This is a genomic window from Aminipila sp., assembly GCF_032051575.1.
GTDB lineage: Bacteria > Bacillota > Clostridia > Peptostreptococcales > Anaerovoracaceae > Aminipila.
The window spans coordinates 101889-121306 of the sequence record NZ_DAMBYD010000008.1 but is presented as its reverse complement, the minus strand read 5'-3'; the positions used below and the strand labels follow the sequence as shown (position 1 = coordinate 121306).

General features: G+C 36.6%; 18 protein-coding genes. 4 read left to right on the top strand and 14 right to left on the bottom strand.

The annotated features are described in order from the left end of the window. Position 1: 1 nt before the first annotated feature. The gene (scfA, locus tag RTW14_RS12320) at positions 2-148 is read right to left on the bottom strand and encodes a six-cysteine ranthipeptide SCIFF (RefSeq protein WP_312651806.1); all 147 of its coding nucleotides are present in this window, start codon (positions 146-148) and stop codon (positions 2-4) included. A 144-nt stretch (positions 149-292) separates the two neighbouring features. Beyond that, on the bottom strand, positions 293-1333 hold the full coding sequence (locus RTW14_RS12315) for a PocR ligand-binding domain-containing protein (protein WP_312651804.1): 1041 nt from the start codon (positions 1331-1333) through the stop codon (positions 293-295). 191 nt (positions 1334-1524) lie between these two features. Here RTW14_RS12315 and RTW14_RS12310 point away from each other — a divergent pair, with 191 nt between their 5' ends. Both RTW14_RS12310 and RTW14_RS12305 read left to right on the top strand, forming a co-directional pair. Beyond that, the gene (locus RTW14_RS12310) at positions 1525-2430 is read left to right on the top strand and encodes a D-alanyl-D-alanine carboxypeptidase family protein (RefSeq protein WP_312651802.1); all 906 of its coding nucleotides are present in this window, start codon (positions 1525-1527) and stop codon (positions 2428-2430) included. 67 nt (positions 2431-2497) lie between these two features. Continuing rightward, positions 2498-3442: a hypothetical protein gene (locus RTW14_RS12305; RefSeq protein WP_312651800.1), complete on the top strand. Its 945-nt coding sequence runs from the start codon at positions 2498-2500 to the stop codon at positions 3440-3442. A gap of 92 nt (positions 3443-3534) precedes the next feature. Here RTW14_RS12305 and RTW14_RS12300 read toward each other — a convergent pair whose 3' ends face one another. The 9 genes from RTW14_RS12300 to RTW14_RS12260 form a co-directional block, all read right to left on the bottom strand. Next, positions 3535-4794, bottom strand: coding sequence for a DUF4026 domain-containing protein (locus RTW14_RS12300; RefSeq protein WP_312651798.1), 1260 nt, complete (start codon positions 4792-4794; stop codon positions 3535-3537). 26 nt (positions 4795-4820) lie between these two features. Then, positions 4821-5408, bottom strand: a complete 588-nt coding sequence (gene scpB / locus RTW14_RS12295; protein ID WP_312651796.1) for an SMC-Scp complex subunit ScpB — start codon at positions 5406-5408, stop codon at positions 4821-4823. Further along, entirely contained in the window at positions 5398-6177 is a 780-nt protein-coding gene (locus tag RTW14_RS12290; RefSeq protein ID WP_312651794.1) for a segregation and condensation protein A, read from the bottom strand. The genes scpB and RTW14_RS12290 overlap by 11 nt, the downstream gene beginning before the upstream one ends. Further along, positions 6167-7051: a DMT family transporter gene (locus RTW14_RS12285; RefSeq protein WP_312651792.1), complete on the bottom strand. Its 885-nt coding sequence runs from the start codon at positions 7049-7051 to the stop codon at positions 6167-6169. The genes RTW14_RS12290 and RTW14_RS12285 overlap by 11 nt, the downstream gene beginning before the upstream one ends. Positions 7052-7076: 25 nt before the next feature. Further along, complete coding sequence (mtnA, locus tag RTW14_RS12280; RefSeq protein WP_312651790.1) at positions 7077-8150, bottom strand: S-methyl-5-thioribose-1-phosphate isomerase; 1074 nt, start codon at positions 8148-8150, stop codon at positions 7077-7079. A 68-nt stretch (positions 8151-8218) separates the two neighbouring features. After that, positions 8219-9106 carry an L-serine ammonia-lyase, iron-sulfur-dependent, subunit alpha gene (gene sdaAA / locus RTW14_RS12275; protein ID WP_312651788.1) on the bottom strand — a complete coding sequence of 296 codons (888 nt, stop codon included), beginning with the start codon at positions 9104-9106 and terminating at the stop codon, positions 8219-8221. Positions 9107-9125: 19 nt separating this feature from the next. Further along, a complete protein-coding gene (gene sdaAB, locus RTW14_RS12270; RefSeq protein WP_312651786.1) occupies positions 9126-9791 on the bottom strand; it encodes an L-serine ammonia-lyase, iron-sulfur-dependent subunit beta in 666 nt (221 codons plus the stop codon). A gap of 215 nt (positions 9792-10006) precedes the next feature. Then, entirely contained in the window at positions 10007-11104 is a 1098-nt protein-coding gene (locus tag RTW14_RS12265) for a lytic transglycosylase domain-containing protein (RefSeq protein ID WP_312651784.1), read from the bottom strand. Positions 11105-11331: 227 nt separating this feature from the next. Then, entirely contained in the window at positions 11332-12480 is a 1149-nt protein-coding gene (locus RTW14_RS12260; protein WP_312651782.1) for a radical SAM protein, read from the bottom strand. Between the two features lie 135 nt (positions 12481-12615). On the opposite strand from RTW14_RS12260, the gene RTW14_RS12255 reads away from it, so the two are divergent. Beyond that, on the top strand, positions 12616-12858 hold the full coding sequence (locus RTW14_RS12255) for a FeoA family protein (RefSeq protein ID WP_312651780.1): 243 nt from the start codon (positions 12616-12618) through the stop codon (positions 12856-12858). After that, complete coding sequence (gene feoB, locus RTW14_RS12250) at positions 12851-14884, top strand: ferrous iron transport protein B (RefSeq protein WP_312651779.1); 2034 nt, start codon at positions 12851-12853, stop codon at positions 14882-14884. The genes RTW14_RS12255 and feoB overlap by 8 nt, the downstream gene beginning before the upstream one ends. Before the next feature lie 69 nt (positions 14885-14953). Here the strand turns inward: feoB and RTW14_RS12245 are convergent, their stop codons facing one another. From RTW14_RS12245 to RTW14_RS12235, 3 genes are all read right to left on the bottom strand, one after another. Continuing rightward, complete coding sequence (locus tag RTW14_RS12245) at positions 14954-16336, bottom strand: citrate/2-methylcitrate synthase (RefSeq protein ID WP_312651777.1); 1383 nt, start codon at positions 16334-16336, stop codon at positions 14954-14956. 263 nt (positions 16337-16599) lie between these two features. Then, positions 16600-18825 (bottom strand): transporter substrate-binding domain-containing diguanylate cyclase, encoded by a 2226-nt coding sequence (locus RTW14_RS12240; protein WP_312651775.1) that lies wholly within the window; start codon positions 18823-18825, stop codon positions 16600-16602. 133 nt (positions 18826-18958) lie between these two features. Further along, positions 18959-19393, bottom strand: coding sequence for a F0F1 ATP synthase subunit epsilon (locus RTW14_RS12235; RefSeq protein WP_312651773.1), 435 nt, complete (start codon positions 19391-19393; stop codon positions 18959-18961). Between the last annotated feature and the right edge of the window lie 25 nt (positions 19394-19418).

Below are 19418 nucleotides of genomic sequence, written 5' to 3'. Positions count from 1 at the left end.
CTTATTTCTTTAGCTGTTCGCACTGCTGATTAGCAACGCTGCATGAAGTCTTACTTGCTGACTGGCAAGATGTCTGACATTCACCACATCCACCTTTTTTAGCTGATTCAACAAGATTTCTTGTTTCAATAGTATGTATTCTCTTCATTTTTCTACCTCCAACCCGGCTAGTAAGGCTGCTGCCTAAACTTCACCAAGAATAATTATTTTTAAAATTACCTTCAATATATTATCACAGATACGCCATTTTATCAAGCTATAAAGTACTTAAAAAGATTTTCGGAATTTCAGACTACTTTATATCAAATAATGTTTTTAATCGTCCTGCTAACTCTGTTACAGCTTGAACCGTAGCAGATAACTCCTCCATAGCCGCCGATTGCTCTTCCGTGATACTAAGTGTTTTCTCAGAATTCTGTACCGTAGAATCAAGCTTCCCATTTATCTGTTTATTTAGTTCTGCAATATGAGCTGCTGTTTCCTTTGAATTATCTGCCAATGCTTGAATTTCATTAGCCACTACTGCAAATCCTCTCCCATCATTTCCAAGTCTGGCAGCCTCTATGGCTGCATTAAACCCAATAAGTTTTGTGTTATTTGCTACTTTGGTTATATCCTTTAAAACGGATTCAATCTCCTTTGTAACTTTATCTATGCTATGTATTTCTTCTGAAAGTTCATGCTGGCTATAAGTAACATTTACCGCGGATATTGCCAGTGATTCTATTGTTTTAGAAATTTCTACAAAGTTGTTTGCCAATTCTGTTGATAAAAATTCCGTTTCAATCCTTTTATATCCATCCTGTGCAAATGTATTTGCAATAATATGTAGTACTTCAGCAGCTGCATCAATATTAGTTTTGTTAACTATATCAATCCTCTCTGCGGCTTCCCATAATCCATCTTCATCCAGGCCGATTTCTCTGGCAACTTGACGGATATTACCTTCATTCGGTGTGACATCAAGTATCTGACCGCCTAAAATTGTTCCAAGATGTTCTCCATTAACTATAATAGGTGCTGCAAAATCCACTAATCCCGCATGACACTTTCCTACATAAGGCTTCCCCTGCTTTACAGCCTGATCTCCCATCTGGCTGTGGCACTCCGCGCACCTCTGATCTCCTATTCTGTTAGAATGTATATAGTCATTACAAAAGGCTCTATAATGGCTAGGTCTAGTAATCTCTTCTCCCTGTCTGTTAACTGAAACTGCCGCACAATTCATACCTATTGCAAAATTATCTAAAAAGTTTTGTAATACACGAATATCAATGATATCTTCAACTTCTAAGCTCACTAGGTCAATTTGTCCATTTTTTACATTAATCATCGGAAACTTATACCTCCCATTCTGCTATGTACGTTCGTAATAGCAATCGCCTAAACTATTTTTTTACTTTATTTTACCATTTTCGACAGACATCGTCTAGTTCCATAATACTCCAATACATGATTATCTTTTATTTCATTGCATAAAGCTCTTGTTTTTATCGTAAATATATTAAAATGGAGGGTTATCTGATGAATTCAAAAAAAAATAATAAATTTAAAAACTCATTTAAAATAAGGGAAACGAAACTTTCTGCCGGCCTTATACCTATAAGCATTATCTGTGCTGCTGCTATAGGTTTATTTATTTTATATCCTCTCATACATAACCCCGCTCAAAAAACCTCCACCGCAGCGTGCCCTTCTATCTCTGCAAAGCAGGCCATCCTTATGGATGCAGCAACAGGAGAAGTTCTTTATGAAAGAAACGCCACCAGCAAGGCTTACCCTGCAAGTACTACAAAAATCATGACTGCATTGCTTACTATTGAAACTGTAGAGGAATTGGACAGTGACCTCACGCAGAAAGTAAAAATCCCTGCTGAAGCAGTTGGCGTAGAAGGTTCTTCGATTTATTTAGCACCGGAGGAATCTGTAAGCATTGAAGATCTGCTTTATGGATTAATGCTTCGCTCTGGTAATGATGCAGCAACAGCTTTAGCAATAATCATAGGCGGTAACCAGGAGAATTTTATTGATATGATGAATGTAAGGGCCAAAGAAATAGGCTGCACAAATACACACTTTTTAAATCCCAGCGGGCTTTTTGATGAAGGGCATTATACCACCGCTGCTGACATGGCGTTAATTGCTCAAACTGCCATGAAAAATGAAACCTTTAAAAAAATTGCTGCTGCAGAAACCTGGGAAGCAAGCAGAGATCCTGACAAATATAATTATTTTTACAACAAAAATAAAGTGGTTCACCAATACGAAGGCGGCAATGGTATAAAAATCGGTTATACTAAAGCTTCCGGCCGAACTCTTGTAGCCTCAGCTGAGCGTAATGGAAAGCAGTTAATATGTGTTGTCATGGGAGCTCCTGATTGGTTTAATGATTCTTATAAATTAATGGATTATGGATTTTCTCTAAAATAATATCACCTCTTCTCCACTTGAAAAATATAATAATAGTAATTAATTAATTGGGTGGGGAGGATAACTCATGGATTCTACTAATAATATCGACTGCATTGACAGTGGTACGGAAAACTGCCCCTGCTATTTGGCAGCCACTGGAGATTGTCTTATATGTAGCAGACTGCAGGGAAAAGAATACTGCGACTGCTTATGGAAAGGAGTCTGTATATATAACGAATTTATTCAAAACAATCAGAAGATAAATAACCCAAGAAAAGATTTTGCCTCAAAAATAGTCTCAAGAAAGCAATACTTAGACGATTTGTATGTTATAACGCTGGAAGTTGGTCGTGGTTTTGCCTTAAAAGCAGCAATACCTGGCAGCTACGTTTTTTTGAAATCACCAGATTTTCAAAACTATTACCAAACACCAATTTCCATTATGCATGCTGACACAGAAAATGGTTTCATTACTGTTCTTGTAAAAAGCATATCTGCCAAAACAAAAGCTATTTGTGCACAGGAAGATAAACTTATAGTTCGGGGCGTTTATAGGGGGGGTATCTCTGGAATGCCTAAAATAATAGGACGTTTCAGCAGAATTATCCCCGATTCAAAAGTGCTTATTTTAACTAAGGGCGTGGGATTTGCCCCCGCAATAAATTTTCTCAACTGGGTGGGAAGCGACACAGAAACCGAAATTATTATAGATGAGGATAAAATCTGTACTCAAGTAATCTGGGATTATTTGCAGCCTTCTACTGCAAATAAAGTTTTAATAAAAAGCCTTCCAGAATGCTTAAGTTTACCTTTAACTGAAAAAATTACAGAAGGCAACTATACGGCTGTTGTGGTTCTAGCTTCAGACTATTATATAGAAGAAATGAGAAAAATAATTATGCAATTACCTGAGCCTCCTGCATTCGTTCACAGCAATAATGCCAATATATGCTGTGGAGAAGGTATATGTGGGGCCTGCAGTTGTGTAGACCCTGACGGCACAATACATAAAAAGTGCAAGTGTCTGTGAAACTCTTTAAATAAAATAATTCTTCCATAAAAAAATGTAAATGATAGATGCTTGTTGCATTCTGTCATTTACACTTTATCAGAACTTATTCATTAATTCAGTTTATTCTTTTCTGGTAGTTCCTTAACCTCCATCAGATACACATCATCTGGTGTAATTCTGCGCTCTGGTGTATAAATCATCCAATCTGTTATTTCATGCAAAGCATAATCCCCTGTATATCCTTCATGAAGATTCTCTATGTAATACGGTTCTTGAGTCAGCTTTGCTGTCAGGCCATCTTCCTTAATATCCAGTAATTCAAACCAGATATGTTCCCTGAAGTTATCTTCTGTTTTGTATTCATCATCAACTTCCAGCCCCAGTTTGACTATGATATGATTATCCTTGCATTCAAAAGCCTTTTTCATATACTCGATTCTTTCCTTTGCCAAGGCCTTCATTCTTTCAGTTTCTTTTGTTGTAATCATATAAATCGGATTCTCATGTAAATACTCATCATAGATTGAAATCGGAGCATATTGACCTTTTTCATAATCCTCAGAGGTTGGATAAACAAATATTCCACTAGTATCTTCATTATGACTTTCTTCCCTATCCAATTTTCCGCCTAACATATCATTATCATAATGATTGATTGCTTCCTCCCATGGAACCAATGTAGTTACCACACTTATTTCCCCCGTCAAACGTGCCAGATAAAGCGCCTCCTTTGCCTGCAAAGGTTCTTCCCTTTCCAACATGCGGTTTGCCATGGTTTCAATAACTGCATAATGATCCTGATATACAGCCTTTGTAGAATTTAGTATTTCCAATTCTGACAAGCCGCAGCGATTCAGTCCATGGCTGTGAAGCCACACAATGTCATCGTCTCCACTGACTGCCTGAACGGTATAAATATATCTTGGGGCAGGGGGAATCTCCGATGAAGCAGCAAGTGCTGCCCACTGTCCAGAAAGTATCTTTTCTGAGCTATCATCAAATATAGCTAGCTTGTCTGGTAACAGTGCCTGTATGATCCGAAGCTGGGCATGATATGACAACAACGCATCTTCACCATAAATCATCTCTACAGCCAGGCCAGCCTCAGCCTGTTTCAAAGCTTCTATATCTACATCGGGGAAAAAATGCTGTATGCGGTACATTTCAGGAAGTTCAAAACCAGTAGGGTAAACTTCTATCTGATATTCATGTTCTTCAACTAGTAAATCAAGCTTCATGACATCATCTTCCATATTTTTAGAAAGAACCTGAATACCTCTCGCTTGCGACAATCTATTGAGCATTCCCGCTAAATCCATTAAATCCTGATCTTTTTCAGGTACTGCCATCATATAAGATTTTTCTCTCATTTTTACCTCCACTACTAAAAATTTATTTACATATCAAACTCTAGAGAGATTTGTTGGGCATACACCTCATCCTCAGGATCGTCTGCCACAACAGCGCTTTCAATGTTTTCTATATCCGGTAAATCTTTTAACGTCTCAAATCCAAAATGCTTTAGAAAAGCATCAGTGGTCCCATAAAGTATAGGTCTGCCAATTGCACTAGAACGTCCTTTTTCCTGAATTAATTCTTTTTTTACAAGTCCCTCTATAACCCTGTCACACTTTATACCTCTGATAGAATCAATTTCGCCCTTTGTTATTGGCTGTTTATAAGCAATAATGGCAAGAACCTCTAATGCTGACTGCGACAGTTTCTTCTCCTTTACTGGAGTACATAGCCTTTCAACATAAGAAGAATTTTCTGCATTCGTTACAAACTGAAAGCTCTTATTGATTTCTATTATCTTTATACCTCTGCCTTCCTGGTCATATTCCTGTTTTAACTCCAAAAAATAGTCGTAGGCATCTTTCCAGTTAATATTAAAAACTTCTGCTGCAGTTTTAACATCTAAGGGTTCTCCCCAAACAAACATCATAGACTCAAAAGCCGATTTCATTGTCTTTTTAGTTGTCATCCCATTCTCCTATTACAGGTGTATCCTCTTCCCCAGGCTGCACCATTTCTATTTCCATTTCACTAAAAGCACTTTGCTGCTCTACCCTGATTAGTCTTTCTCTAATCATTTGAAGCATTGAGGTAAACGTAAGTACAACATCATACTTATCACTTTCTTTATTTAATAATTCTTTAAAAAAAAGTTTTCTGAATCCATGATTTTTAAAGAAATTTATAATATGTTCTACTTTCATTTCAATACTTTGTTTTTGTCTTTCAACTCTTGTGTAATGTTTTCTAACCTCTTCAATTCTCTGCTTCTTTCTCAGAAAAAGATTAAAAGCAGATACAAACTGTTTAATATCCAGTGACAAATACTCATCAGCTTCATTGGTATATCGTTCTAAATCTTCTTTTGGCTTTTCAAAGCATAAAGTTTTTTCATTTTCATGAGTTTCAAGAAGTTCTGCTGCTGCCTTAAATTTCTTATATTCTAGAATTTTTTCAACCAGTTCTGTCCTTGGGTCTTCCTCAACTACACCCTCTTCGATAGGCGTACTTCTTGGCAGTAACATTTTAGATTTTATTTCAATTAATGCCGCCGCAAGCACCATAAATTCGGTAGCAACCGTTACATCAGCCTCCTGCATTTGCTCTACATATGCCAGATACTGACTTGTAATTGCTGCAACCTGAATATCATAGATACTCATTTCTGCATTTTCAATTAAATATACAAGCAGGTCAAATGGTCCTTCAAATATATCAATTTTTACTTTATACGCCATTACTATCGCCCTCATGTCTCGTGTAGTACATTACACCCGCAACAATGGTAATCCCTCCAATAATCTGCCACAAGGAAGGTATCTCAGCAAATAATACTACTGCAAGACCTGTTGCAATAAAGGTCTCCAGGTTTTCACATGTTGCCACATATAAAGCTGATGTATATCCTAGACACCAATTAAATACTGCATGTGCACCAATCTGGCAGACCATGGCCATGACAAATATCCAAAACATATCGTTTGTGCTATAGCCTGTAAAAGGAGTTCCTGTTACCAGCATTCCAATCGCGAAGGTAATCCAGCAGAAAAGAAATACAAAAAATACATATACGGCGGCATTCATACCTTTTCTGAATTTATTGCCCACAATAAAGTAAAGCCCTATAAAGAGTGCTGCAAACAGGCACATTACGTCGCCAAATAAGACATCTGCCGAGATACTGTAATCGCTTCCCGATATAATCACACTTCCAATAAAGGCGACAATTACTCCGGCTACTGCTTTTTTATTCGTTTTCTCTTTAAATATAAAGACCGATATAATTAGTATCATAAAAGGGTCTGTCATAGCTAATACCGTTGCACTGGCAACACTTGTATGCCCTACACCTGTAAACCAGGAGAAGAAATGCCCTGCCAGAAAAACACCCGCTAATGCACAACCTGCCAGTTGTTTTTTCGTTAAAGACATCACTTCGGCCTTATACTTGGTCAAGGTCATTACAGCAAATATAGGTAATGCAAAAGTTAATCTATAAAAACCAATTGCCATAGGCGGCGCTGATGTCAACTTTACAAAAATTGATGAAAATGCAGCAGCCACTACAGCTAAAATTACTATTTTTTTAACATTTTTTTCAAAAATATTCATTTGCGCTCCAATATTCAATTAAAATTTATTTATCAAATAACTTAGGTAAATTCACAGTATAAGGTGGATATACTACACCCTTCTCTGTTACCACTGCAGTAATATACTTTGCGTCCGTTACATCAAAAGCCGGATTGTATGTCTTGATGTCCTCTGGTGCCATTGGCTGTTCATACCACATCTTATATACTTCTTCGCCTTTTCTTTCTTCTATATGAATATCCTTTCCGGTAGGAGTATTCATATCAATAGTTGATGTAGGTACAAACATATAAAATGGGATTCCATATTCTTTTGCTAAAATAGCCACGCCTGAAGTTCCAATTTTATTTGCTCCATCGCCATTTGCTGCCATTCGGTCACAACCAACTACTACCGCATTAATCCAGCCATTCTTCATAACGATAGATGCCATATTGTCACAGATAAGAGTCACATCAATACCCGCTTTATTTAGTTCCCATGAAGTCAGCCTAGCGCCTTGCAGAAGAGGTCTTGTTTCATCTGCAAAAACTTTAAAATCATAACCTTGTTCATGACCCAGATATAACGGAGCAAGACATGTCCCGTATTTAGCCGTAGCAATGGTTCCTGCATTGCAGTGAGTCAGAATACCCATACCAGGTTTCAAAAGAGACAATCCATGTTCTCCCATTGAATAACAGGCATCCACATCCTCCTGATAAATCCTGCGGGCTTCTTCTTTCAATTCTTCTTTTATATGTATTTGTTCTGTTTCCCAATTTTCAATACCGGCTTTCGAATGGAGAGAAATCAATTTTCCCTCCATCCGGTTAAGTGCCCAGAAAAGATTTACCGCTGTAGGTCTTGAGGAAGCAATGTATTCTTTAACTTCATGGAACCTTTCACAGAATTCCTTATAATTATCCGTCCTAATTTCTCTTGTACAAACATAAAGCCCGTAAGCTGCCGCGACACCAATAGCCGGAGCACCTCTTACCTTCAGTTTATAAATCGCCTCCCATAAGTCCTCTTTGCTTTGAATTTCAATGTAAATTTCCTTACCAGGCAATAAAGTCTGATCCAGTAAATACATTTTTTCATTTTCATATCTTATAGGTGATATAAATACTGCCATACCATTCCCCCCAAATCTAAAATCAACGAATCTTTTAAATCCATTTCACTTATAATCCTAACATTTAATTATACACTTTTATCACGTTCTTGAATAGTCTTAATTAGACACGCCCCACTGCAGGTTGCAGCAACCCCGCCTAATGCGGTTTCTTTAAGCTGCATAGGAAGAAGCTTTCCAACCTTATACATTGCTTCCACAACTTCATCTGCATCAATATAGCTCTGGACTCCCGCCATAGCAAGGTCTGCGCTAAGTAATGCATTGACTGCCTGGGAAGCATTTCTCTGAGCGCATGGAATCTGAACCAATCCACCTACAGGATCACAAACTAATCCCATAACATTCATAAGGGATAAACTAAAGGCAGTGATCGCCTGTGAAGGCGTCCCTCCACTAAGTTCAACAGATGCAGCAGCAGCCATAGCAGCCGCCACTCCACATTCGGCCTGGCAGCCACCTTCTGCTCCTGCTACAGTAGCGTTTTCTGTAACAACTGCACCAAGGCCTGAAGCTGTAATCATTGCCATAAGCAATTGTTCCTCCGTTGCTTTCTGCTTTTCTGCCACAGATATCACCACTGATGGAACAATTCCACAAGATCCTGCCGTTGGCATGGCACAAATCTTGCCCATGGAGGCATTTACTTCACTAGAAGAAAGAGCTCTGGCCATAACAAGATTTAGGAATTCTCCGCAAAGTGTATTTTTATTTCCTGTGGCATAAGAATATTGTGTTGACGCGATTCCGCAAATAAGATTTCCCTCTGGATTTGTTGGTCTCTCTAGTGCCTTTTCTGCCGAAGCTTTCATTACTTCATATCTATATTTCATAATTTGCAATATTTCTTCTGAGGTTTTCTCGCTATGCTTTACTTCATTCTCTAAAACAATTTGTGAAAGGCTCACATTTCTTTCCTGCGCTAATGCCAAAAGTCCTTTTATGTTCTTATACATCTCCTATTTTTCCTTTCCTCTATGCACAAGCAATAAGTGTAACAAGCTGAATATGTGGATGTTCCTTCAATTTCTGTAAAATCTCATCATCCACTGCATCATCTATTTCTATAACACAAATAGCATCCTCACTTTTCTGTACACGGCTTACTTTCATAGTGGCTATATTTATGCCATTATCAGCCAATATAGTAGCCACATGGCTTATGACGCCTTTCTGGTCATCCTGCTTTACAAATATAGTAGGCAAATTTCCGCTGATGCCAATTTCGTATCCATCAATTTTCTCAATTCTTATATTTCCTCCGCCTACAGATGCCCCTTGTATCTTCGTTTTAATGTTTCCATTTTTATAAAAAGTTATTACTACCGTGTTTTCATGAGCCCCATCTAATTCAACAGAGTAAAATTCAAATTCAATACCAGCCGCTTTTGCAAGCTCAAAAGACTTTGAAATTTTTTCGTCATCCTCTCTTATCCCTATGACACCTGCAAGTAATGCTTTGTCCGTTCCATGGCCTTTTCCTGTTTTATCAAATGAACCGTAAAGACCAAAAGTAACTTTATCAAAATCTGCATTTATTATCTGTCTTGATATCCTGCCAATTCTAGCTGCTCCAGCAGTATGCGAGCTTGACGGCCCAATCATAATTGGCCCAGCTACCTGAAATATACTTGTATTCATATCTATACCTCTATATTCATTATATCTTATTAATAAATTTAACCTTAACCTGCTTTATTATACTTTGATTACTGATATTTTACAAACAAAAAACCGAAGGATAACATCCCTCGGTTTTTTGCTTTTCTATACTATATGCTTTTGTGTCATGATTTTTTTAATCTTCTTTCTGTTCTGCAATTTTTCCTACTTGTGAAAAATCTGTTTTCCCAATTTTAATTATATCCGTTTACAGAAAGAAAATTTTGTACTCCACTATATGCTGACATAACTCTTGTCGCATAGGCTGTAGAGTAGTTTCCTCGGCTAACTCTTGAGGAGCCTTGGTTGTATGCGGACAAAACTCTCGTTTTATCCCCGTTGTAGTTAGTAATCCCTGTACCGATCATACAAGCTCCAACGTTTATATTTGAACGCGGATCAAGTAATTGCTGTGTAGTTAATCCAAAGTTTGCTCCTGTGGCAGGCATTATCTGCATCAGACCTATTGCACCGCTATTAGAAACAGCCTTTGCATTAAAAGTGCTCTCTTTATGCGCTATTGCCAATAACAGTTTTTCGTCCACTTTATACACATTGGCGGCTCTTTTGAACATAAACACCAACTCCTGTGCATAAGACCTCGATAAGCTCCCATTATAATTCAATATATAGTTTACTAACCCTGTGTTGTATCTGGATTCTGATTCACTCCAGAAACTTTTTGCAGTTTTGTCTTTAACCGTACTTATACACAATCCATAATATGAATCAAAATATAAGTCCCAATTAAACACTTTACTTTTATCCATTACCTTTACAGGAATGAACAAATACTTTCCAACCGCCAATACTGGCAGTCCTTCTAAATTAACTTCTTCGACTAACATTTCAGGTGCTTCTATTACCCCAAGAGAATCTTTTGTCTCTTCAGTAGTAGCTGCCTCCTTTTTGTCTGAAAGTTCTTGATAAGCTATTACTTTGACTCCTGATATAACTTCTAGTTTCATATCGTACCCATTATTCTTGGCCCAATTGTTACTAATTGTCTTTTGAGTCCCTTCCGTCTTAAGAAGTTTTAATGTGCGGCTTTCCCAGTCCATTTGTGCTTGAAATCCACAGATATTACCCATATCTGTACTTAATGGAATGTAAGTCGTGTCTTTATAAAGGAAGAACGGATATTGTAGATTGTAATTTACAATCTCACTTCCATTTATAACGACTTTTTTGTTAAAAAAATCTCCTTGAACGTATTCGTCAGCATATATAGAAATTGATGAGAAAAGTACAATGGTCAATGAAAGCCACACAGATATAAGCTTCTTTGCCATACCTTGTTTCTCCTCTCTTTCTCTACGTCTTTTTTATAAGACATTATTATTATAACACTTCTTAGCAAAAAGTATACTGTTTTGCTTATATTCAGAAAATTACAACCAGAGTAACCGATTGCTAACTTCTTCATTTTTGAACGTTTATTCACACTATGTTCGTTTAAAAAAACTTTATTTATTACTTGACATTACAAATATGCTCTTCCTTATCTGACAAAATATTCCTAAATATACCTTGTCAACATATTATTTATCGTCTCATTCCACTGTTCTTCGCTACTATACGCAAGTACCATTTTTTGTAATTGGTTTTTCTGAATTTCATGTAATTCATTTAAACTTTCTATAGAACTTACACGACCCGATCTTCTAGAAATTTGGTACATTTTCCTATCCGTTTCCGGCATTTCTAAATAAGCATCTATTTTGTTAAGCATTGAAGATTTATCTTTCTTAAAACTGCCCTCCACATTTTGTAATAAATTTACGATATGGTCGCTTACTAATCTGCCTTCACAGCGTTCTACAGAATCAATCAGCATACGAATTTCCTTTATTTTGTCATCATCGCTGCACAACTTCATCCGCCCACTTTTGTACTCATTCCAAAGTTCTGTTCCTTCTTTTATCGCAGCCGTTCTTATTCTTACATAGTCTGGATTGATTTCATTAACTACATGTGCCATTCCCAGTGCATTTTGCTCTGACAAAGCTTTCCCTCCAACCCCAGGCATAAAGTAAACAGACAATTGAATTCCTCCATCCTTTATATTGCGTCCAGCTTTAATCAATTCTTCAACAGAAACTCCTTTGTTTATAAAATCAAGCACATCCTGAGACCCAGACTCAAATCCAGAATGAATTCTATCTAACCCTGCACTTTTAAGCTGTGCATATTCGTCCGCAGTTACTTTTGCTAAGGTCTGCGCTCTGCCGTAGGAAGTAATTCTTTCAATTTGAGGAAACACTTCTCTTATATATTCCAAAACCTCTTTTAATCTTGCCACACTTAATACCAAAGTATTTCCATCTTGCAGAAATACAGTCCTCCCTCCGTTCACCATCCAGTTAAAAATCAAACGTGCGCAATCGGCCTCTGGCCGGGACATACTCCGCAACTTATCTTTTAGTTTTTGTGATTCCCATTGCTCCAAAGAATCCTTGCATTCCAGCAGCATATCCGCATAATATTTCATGATATCAATATCTCTCTTAATGCTGTCTACTGAAAAAGTTTCAAAAGGAGTCTGCCTATACATTTGGCAAAATTTGCACTTATTCCACGTACATCCCTGGGTCACTTGCAAAAGCAAACTATTTGCTTCACTGGGTGGCCTAAAGAGCCCAACCCTAAACACCATTTGTTTTTCCATAACCATATCTTCATCCTTTCGTTTTCTTGACTTTTTGAAGGTTTTTCACTATACTGTTCGCATAAGCTAACTAAGAGGTATAAGTACACTATAAACATTATGTTATTATACTACAATTATAATTCGAGGTAATAAATGATTTTAACTTTAGATAAATTAAAACCCGGGAGCAGTGGGATTATAAGTTCCGTAGGCGGCGAGGGCGCCATCCGGCGAAGACTTTTTGATTTAGGCCTGACTCCCAACACTTCCGTCTTAGTAAGAAAAGTGGCCCCTTTAGGTGACCCCATTGAGGTTTACCTAAGAGGTTTTGAACTTACCTTAAGAAAAGAGGATGCAAGTCATATCCAAGTTAAAGAGGTGTCAATTAATGAATAAAAAGCATCTGCATAAAATTAATATCGCTTTAATAGGAAACCCCAGCTGTGGATTAACAACTGTTTTCAATCAGATGACTGGCGGGCAGCAGCATACTGGGCATTTCTCTGCTCCACACAGAGCCACTAAAGAAGGCCCTGTACGAAGGCATAAGGGTGTCAGCGTCATAGAACTACCTGGAACCTATTCTCTTTCAGCCTACACTCTAGATGATGTAGAAACAAGGGATATCCTATTAAAAGGTAAGCCCGATGTAATCGTTAATATTATTGATTCTACTGCAATTGAGAGGACATTATATTTAACGCTGCAGCTTATGGAGTTAGAAATACCTATGGTTCTAGCGCTCAACATGATGGATGAAGTTAAAAATAATAAAATTTTTATAGATATTCAAAAATTATCAGAAGAACTTACAATCCCAGTGATTCCTATCTCTGCAAGTAAAAATGATGGGATTCATGATTTAATTCATTATGCTATAGAAGCCGCACATAAACACACTATCCCTGAAAAAATCGACTTTTGCTCAGGCTATATCCACACCGCCATTCACTCTATTGCGCATCTAATAAGTGATGATGTAGAAAGAGTCGGCCTCCCCCTACGATTTTGCTGCACTAAAGTTGTAGAGGGTGACGAACCTATGTTGAAACAACTTCAGCTGCAGGGTCCCGAACTGGATATTATATGGCATATTGTAGAAGACATGGAAAATCATCTGCATACAGACAGGGAAGCTGCTATGGCCGATATGAGGTATGCCTTTATCGAAAAAATATGTGCTAAAGTAGTAACACGTATATCAGAAAGCACTAAGGAACATGCACGCTCGGTGAAAATAGATAAAATCCTAACTCATCGGTTTTTTGCCATTCCTATATTTATGGGGATTATGTTTTTGGTCTTTTATTTCACATTCAGCTCCATAGGAGCTTATCTTAGTGATCAGCTTTCCAAACTCATAGATATAGCAATTGGGCTTATAAGTTCTGGCCTTATAGGTGCAGGGGTAAGTCCTGTTCTTTACGCTTTAATCATAGACGGGATTTGTGCCGGTATAGGAAGCGTGCTATCATTTCTGCCTATTATCGCTGTGCTTTTTTTCTTCTTGTCCATTTTAGAAGACAGTGGCTATACTCCGCGAGTTGCCTTTGTCATGGATAAACTTTTACGAAAGCTAGGTCTTTCTGGTCGTTCTATCGTACCAATGCTTATTGGTTTCGGCTGTTCGGTTCCTGCAATTATGGCTACCCGTTCTCTATCCAGTGCAAGAGATCGGCATTTAACTATTACTTTAATTCCATTTATGTCTTGCAGCGCTAAACTTCCTATATATGCGATGTTTACTGCTGCATTTTTCAGCAGTAATAAAGCCCTTATTATGACTGCAATCTATCTGACAGGAATTATAGTCGCAATAATATGTGCCTCGATTTTTAAAAGTACAATATTTAAAGGAAATCCAGTGCCATTTATCATGGTGCTGCCTCCCTATCGTGTACCAGCAGTCAAAAGTGTCTGTCTCCGTATGTGGGAAAACGTAAAAGGCTTTATCAAAAAGGCTTTTACCGTAATATTTATAGCTACAATTGTAATATGGTTCTTGCAGAGTTTTGACTATGGCCTAAATTTAGTAACAAGCAGTGAAGATAGCATTTTAGCTTCTTTAGGAAGAGCTGTTTCTCCAATATTTCAACCATTGGGTTTTGGGGATTGGAGAGCTGCCACTGCACTTATCACTGGGCTTTCAGCAAAAGAGGCAGTGGTAAGCACTATGGCGGTTTTAACAGGAGCCACAGAAGGGGGCTCTTTAACCGCAATGCTTACACAGATTTTCACGCCCTTATCTGCATTTGCTTTCTTAGCTTTCTGCCTGTTATATATGCCTTGCGTGGCCACACTGGCAACAATCAGAAGAGAGATGGGAGGCTGGCATTACGCCATTCTAACAGTATGTTTCCAGACAGCAGTCGCATGGATTGTCGCCTTTATAATATATAATGTGGGAAGCTTATTTTTGTAACAAATTTTCATATATTAGCAAAAGAGGCTGCTACAAATAAATTTGCAGCAGCTTCTTTTATTTATCTTCCTATCGTTCACGAATAGGCACATACTCACATGATTCAGCCACATCTTTATAAGCAGGTCTAATAATTTTACCCACATTAATCAATTCTTCAATTCTATGAGCACTCCATCCCGCCATTCTTGCTATTGCAAAAATAGGAGTGTAAAGTTCCAACGGCAAATCTAACATGCTATATACAAACCCGCTGTAAAAGTCAATATTTGCGCTAACACCTTTATAGATTTTCCGCTCTTGGCAAATTAAATCTGCCGCAATTTTTTCTACATTGGCATATAATTTGTATTCTTTACCTCTTTGTTTTTCTACCGCCAGGCTTTCTACAAACTTCTTAAAGATTTCCGCCCTAGGATCCGATAAAGAATATACCGCATGTCCCATTCCATAAATCAGTCCTGATTTATCAAAGGCTTCCCCTTTTAATAGCTTGTGCAAATATTCTTTAATCTGATCTTCATCGTTCCAATCAGAAATACTGAATTTCATATCATCAAACATCTGCACAACTTTAATATTTGCGCCGCCATGCTTCGGTCCCTTTAAAGATCCCAAAGCCGCAGCTATGGCAGAATACGTATCAGTCCCTGACGAAGAAACTACATGCGTAGTAAAAGTGGAATTATTCCCACCTCCATGTTCTGCGTGCAGAACCAAAGCCAAATCTAAAATCTTTGCTTCAAGTTCGGTATATTGACTGTCAGGTCTAAGCATGTGCAATATGTTCTCTGCAGTAGATAATTCTGGCTTTGGTATGTGTATATATAAGCTGTCCATATAGTGATAATGTCTTGATGCCTGATATCCATATACCGCTAATAATGGAAAAACTGCCGTAAGCAGCAAACACTGCCTAAGTACATTTGGTATAGATGTATCATTTGGGTTCATATCATAAGAGTGAAGAGTTAAGACGCCTCTTGCCAAACTATTCATCATATCGGTACTAGGTGCTTTCATAATTATGTCTCTCACAAAACTTGGCGGCAACGTTCGATATTCTGCTAAAATCTTTTTAAAATCATTTAACTGCTCATTGCTTGGGAGTTTACCAAATATAAGCAGATATGCAACCTCTTCGAACCCAAAGCGTTTCTCATTAACAAAGCCTCTCACTATATCGTTAATATTAACTCCACGGTAATACAGTCTGCCAGGACAAGGAACCTTTTCGTGAGTTTTCTCATCTATATCAAAAGCATATATACCTGAAATTTCCGTAAGCCCTGTCAGTACACCATTTCCATTTAAATCTCTTAGACCCCTGTTGACTTCATATTTTTTATATAACGATGCTTCAATTGTGCTATTTTCTATACATTTATTGGCTAACGCCTGTATTTCCGTCGTTATTCTAGAATATTTATCATCTAATTTATCTCCATACATATTTTGTACCCCCCTTTTATATTTTAAAAGCAAATTAATATATTTTTACTTTATTTAGTTATAGTAATATACTAGTAACGGATTCTATTATACTACATTTTCAACATTCTTTCAATAATGAAAAAAATATATTATTTTTTTATAGAGCAAATTAATCAAATTTATATATATTTTTATCGCAATGAGCATAGAAAACATACAAAAAAAGGATTAAATCTGTCATAAACCAAATCTAATCCTCTAACTATGCTTTATCTATTTTGTCACAATTCTTCATAAAATATTGCTCTATCTTTGCCTAATTTTTTTGCCTGATACAAAGCCTGGTCAGCCCTCTGATATAATTCTTTAAAACTATATGTTTCATATCCAAACAAAGTTATTCCAATACTTACAGATATTGTATTCCATTTTTCGTCTTCTTTTGCAATTTGTCTGATAACTTTATGAATTTTCTCTTTTAAACGATTCGCCTCACTCATACCAGTAATATTCTTAAATAAAAATACAAATTCATCTCCACCTAATCTGCCCACTAAATTACCCTGACCTGCAACCAATTCCAATTCCATGGCAACCTTCTTTAATAAAGTATCACCTTCAGGATGTCCATATCTGTCATTTATAATTTTAAATCCATCCAAATCAATAATCATCATGCTGTGAATATCGTAGTTGGGGGAATTCGTACTTTGCAGGCTCATTTGGTTATCTACGCTAATTTTTAATAAAAATTCCTTTAACTCTGATTCAATTTTTCGCCGATTAAATAAACCCGTTAGTGAGTCTGTCTCGGCTTCATTTCGCAACGAATTTTCCATTCTGCTTTTTTCTACATTTAAAAATTCAATCATTTTCAAGTTTGTTGTATTCACTTTATTCTTTAATACTATTATGTAAATTAGGATTCCAATCGCAGCTGTAACTACGAACACTACTAAACCTAAAAAGAACGTAGGATTTGAATAGTACAGCTTTCTAAATTTTGGTTGTTCATATACAACATAATTACTTAACACTATATTTGACAAATCCATATCAGAAATGCAATGCAAGCCTTTGTTCAATATATTTAAGAGTTCAATATCCTCATCCTTAGAAACACCTAATGACAAATCTTCTGAATATCCAATCAGGTCCTGCCTAATGAGATTTACAAATTTGGGATTGGCCAGATAATAATTTGCCGCATATGCATTTGCAATAGTAGCATCCGCCATGCCAGAGTTAACAGCTTCAAAACATTCTTCAACAGTTTCGTATTCTTTTACATCATAATTTTCAAGAATATCTAAATAATAATCTTTTGGCATAGCGACCTGCTTTATACCATCAAAATTTCTGTCTTTTGCTATTACCCCTACTAGTGATGCATTGATACATATACTAGATGTATATATTCCTCTCTTCTCTGATATGTCATAGTCATGGGAGACTAAACTGATCATATCCGTTTTACCCGCCTTTACATCATCTAATGCCTGGCTTAAATTTTCTGCTTTTACAAATTCAAATTTTAATCCTGTATACTTTGACAATAAATCAAACAAATCCTTTGTTACGCCTTTAATTCCACCTGTTTCTTCATCATAATATTCGATTGGCTGCCACCCCTGGTCATAAGAAACCTTTACAATGCCTTTCTCTTTAATGTAGTTCAGTTCTTCAACAGTAAACGAAGGCGCTGCAACATTTCCTTTTATAAAATATTTGTTTTGTATTTGCATATCATAGGATGGATTACTATTTTTAATATTTTGCATAGACAGATTTAATTCTTTTAATAATTCTTTATTGTTTTTATTTATTCCGTAGTATAAAGGATGTTCATCCATTCTGCCTATGACTTTATCGTACCTCTTGTTTGATTCCACCGATGTAAAAATAGCCTGTATTTGATCCTGTTCTAAGGCAGTTTCCATATCCTCCAATGTTTTATAATATTTTTTATTAAACCTGATGTGATTTTGGCCGGAATATTCATCTAAGTATGCTTCCTTGTAGTCGTTTTCCACAATGCCTACAAAAATGCCATTCAGTTTTGAAAAATCGTCAAAATTCAGTTCAGTATTACTAGCTTTCGTATATAACTGGGTTTGCGAGACTCTATTCGAAAAATGTGAATATATAATCTTGTTGGATTTTAAGGTGTCCTTGTCTATACCTCCAACAATATCTACTTCACCATCTTCTAACATCTTAATGCAATCAGGAAAAGATGCAACGACAAATTCATAATCCCAGCCCGCAAACTGTGATATCTCTTTTAAATAATCATATCCATATCCTGAATATACACCATGTTCATCTGCTTCCTGATATCCTTCATATAAATAATATCCAACTTTTACAACTTTCTTTTCTTGAGAAACCTTAGATCCCCCGAATGCAAACTGAGATTGCATAGAAAAAAGCATCATAAAAAAAATCATAAAACCACCAGAAATTCTAATCAATATCTGCAATAATTGCTGATTATCTTTCTTCATAATACTATTCTCCCTGAAATTGAATTTATTAATATTATATACAAATTTTTGACAATTTTCTATATAATATTAGAATTTTCAAAAAATAATTAAGGTTAAAAAAAGGTGGATACTTAAATCCACCTTTAATTCATTATCTTTTACGTCTTGCGCCATTTTCTGCTAAATTCATTCTAGTAATCTGTTTTGCTAAACTGATTTGCGCTTTAATAATCTGATTTTTATCGGTATTAGTCTCATCATGAGATTCAAGCCATTCCTCTACAGTCGCTTTCTTCTTTTTGGCTCTTTCAACATCTATCTCTTCAACCCATTCAGCAGCATCAGTATATATTACAAAGTTCTCCCTTATATCAATATATCCTCCTGCGATAGATGCAGCCTTAAACTCATTAGCTCCTTCTTCCTTAATCCACATAACTCCTACATCTAAAAGTTTACATGCCCAAGTGTGCCCAGCCATAAATGCTTCTTCACCTGCTAAGGTTCTGACTATAACCATCTCAACCTTATCCTTATAGAATAGTTTTGAAGGTGTTATAACCTCAAGTAATATACTCTTAGCCATTTTCTTATCTTCCTTCCCGGCGAAA

What these genes read in the sequence shown, in the direction of transcription:
- RTW14_RS12240 (WP_312651775.1), bottom strand. Translation starts at nt 18,825, where the DNA reads ATGAAGAAAGATAATCAGCAATTATTGCAGATATTGATTAGAATTTCT.
- RTW14_RS12265 (WP_312651784.1), bottom strand. Translation starts at nt 11,104, where the DNA reads ATGGCAAAGAAGCTTATATCTGTGTGGCTTTCATTGACCATTGTACTT.
- RTW14_RS12285 (WP_312651792.1), bottom strand. Translation starts at nt 7,051, where the DNA reads ATGAATATTTTTGAAAAAAATGTTAAAAAAATAGTAATTTTAGCTGTA.
- RTW14_RS12235 (WP_312651773.1), bottom strand. Translation starts at nt 19,393, where the DNA reads ATGGCTAAGAGTATATTACTTGAGGTTATAACACCTTCAAAACTATTC.
- RTW14_RS12255 (WP_312651780.1), top strand. Translation starts at nt 12,616, where the DNA reads ATGATTTTAACTTTAGATAAATTAAAACCCGGGAGCAGTGGGATTATA.
- RTW14_RS12305 (WP_312651800.1), top strand. Translation starts at nt 2,498, where the DNA reads ATGGATTCTACTAATAATATCGACTGCATTGACAGTGGTACGGAAAAC.
- feoB (WP_312651779.1), top strand. Translation starts at nt 12,851, where the DNA reads ATGAATAAAAAGCATCTGCATAAAATTAATATCGCTTTAATAGGAAAC.
- RTW14_RS12300 (WP_312651798.1), bottom strand. Translation starts at nt 4,794, where the DNA reads ATGAGAGAAAAATCTTATATGATGGCAGTACCTGAAAAAGATCAGGAT.
- sdaAB (WP_312651786.1), bottom strand. Translation starts at nt 9,791, where the DNA reads ATGAATACAAGTATATTTCAGGTAGCTGGGCCAATTATGATTGGGCCG.
- sdaAA (WP_312651788.1), bottom strand. Translation starts at nt 9,106, where the DNA reads ATGTATAAGAACATAAAAGGACTTTTGGCATTAGCGCAGGAAAGAAAT.
- RTW14_RS12245 (WP_312651777.1), bottom strand. Translation starts at nt 16,336, where the DNA reads ATGTATGGAGATAAATTAGATGATAAATATTCTAGAATAACGACGGAA.
- mtnA (WP_312651790.1), bottom strand. Translation starts at nt 8,150, where the DNA reads ATGGCAGTATTTATATCACCTATAAGATATGAAAATGAAAAAATGTAT.
- scpB (WP_312651796.1), bottom strand. Translation starts at nt 5,408, where the DNA reads ATGACAACTAAAAAGACAATGAAATCGGCTTTTGAGTCTATGATGTTT.
- RTW14_RS12315 (WP_312651804.1), bottom strand. Translation starts at nt 1,333, where the DNA reads ATGATTAATGTAAAAAATGGACAAATTGACCTAGTGAGCTTAGAAGTT.
- scfA (WP_312651806.1), bottom strand. Translation starts at nt 148, where the DNA reads ATGAAGAGAATACATACTATTGAAACAAGAAATCTTGTTGAATCAGCT.
- RTW14_RS12310 (WP_312651802.1), top strand. Translation starts at nt 1,525, where the DNA reads ATGAATTCAAAAAAAAATAATAAATTTAAAAACTCATTTAAAATAAGG.
- RTW14_RS12290 (WP_312651794.1), bottom strand. Translation starts at nt 6,177, where the DNA reads ATGGCGTATAAAGTAAAAATTGATATATTTGAAGGACCATTTGACCTG.
- RTW14_RS12260 (WP_312651782.1), bottom strand. Translation starts at nt 12,480, where the DNA reads ATGGAAAAACAAATGGTGTTTAGGGTTGGGCTCTTTAGGCCACCCAGT.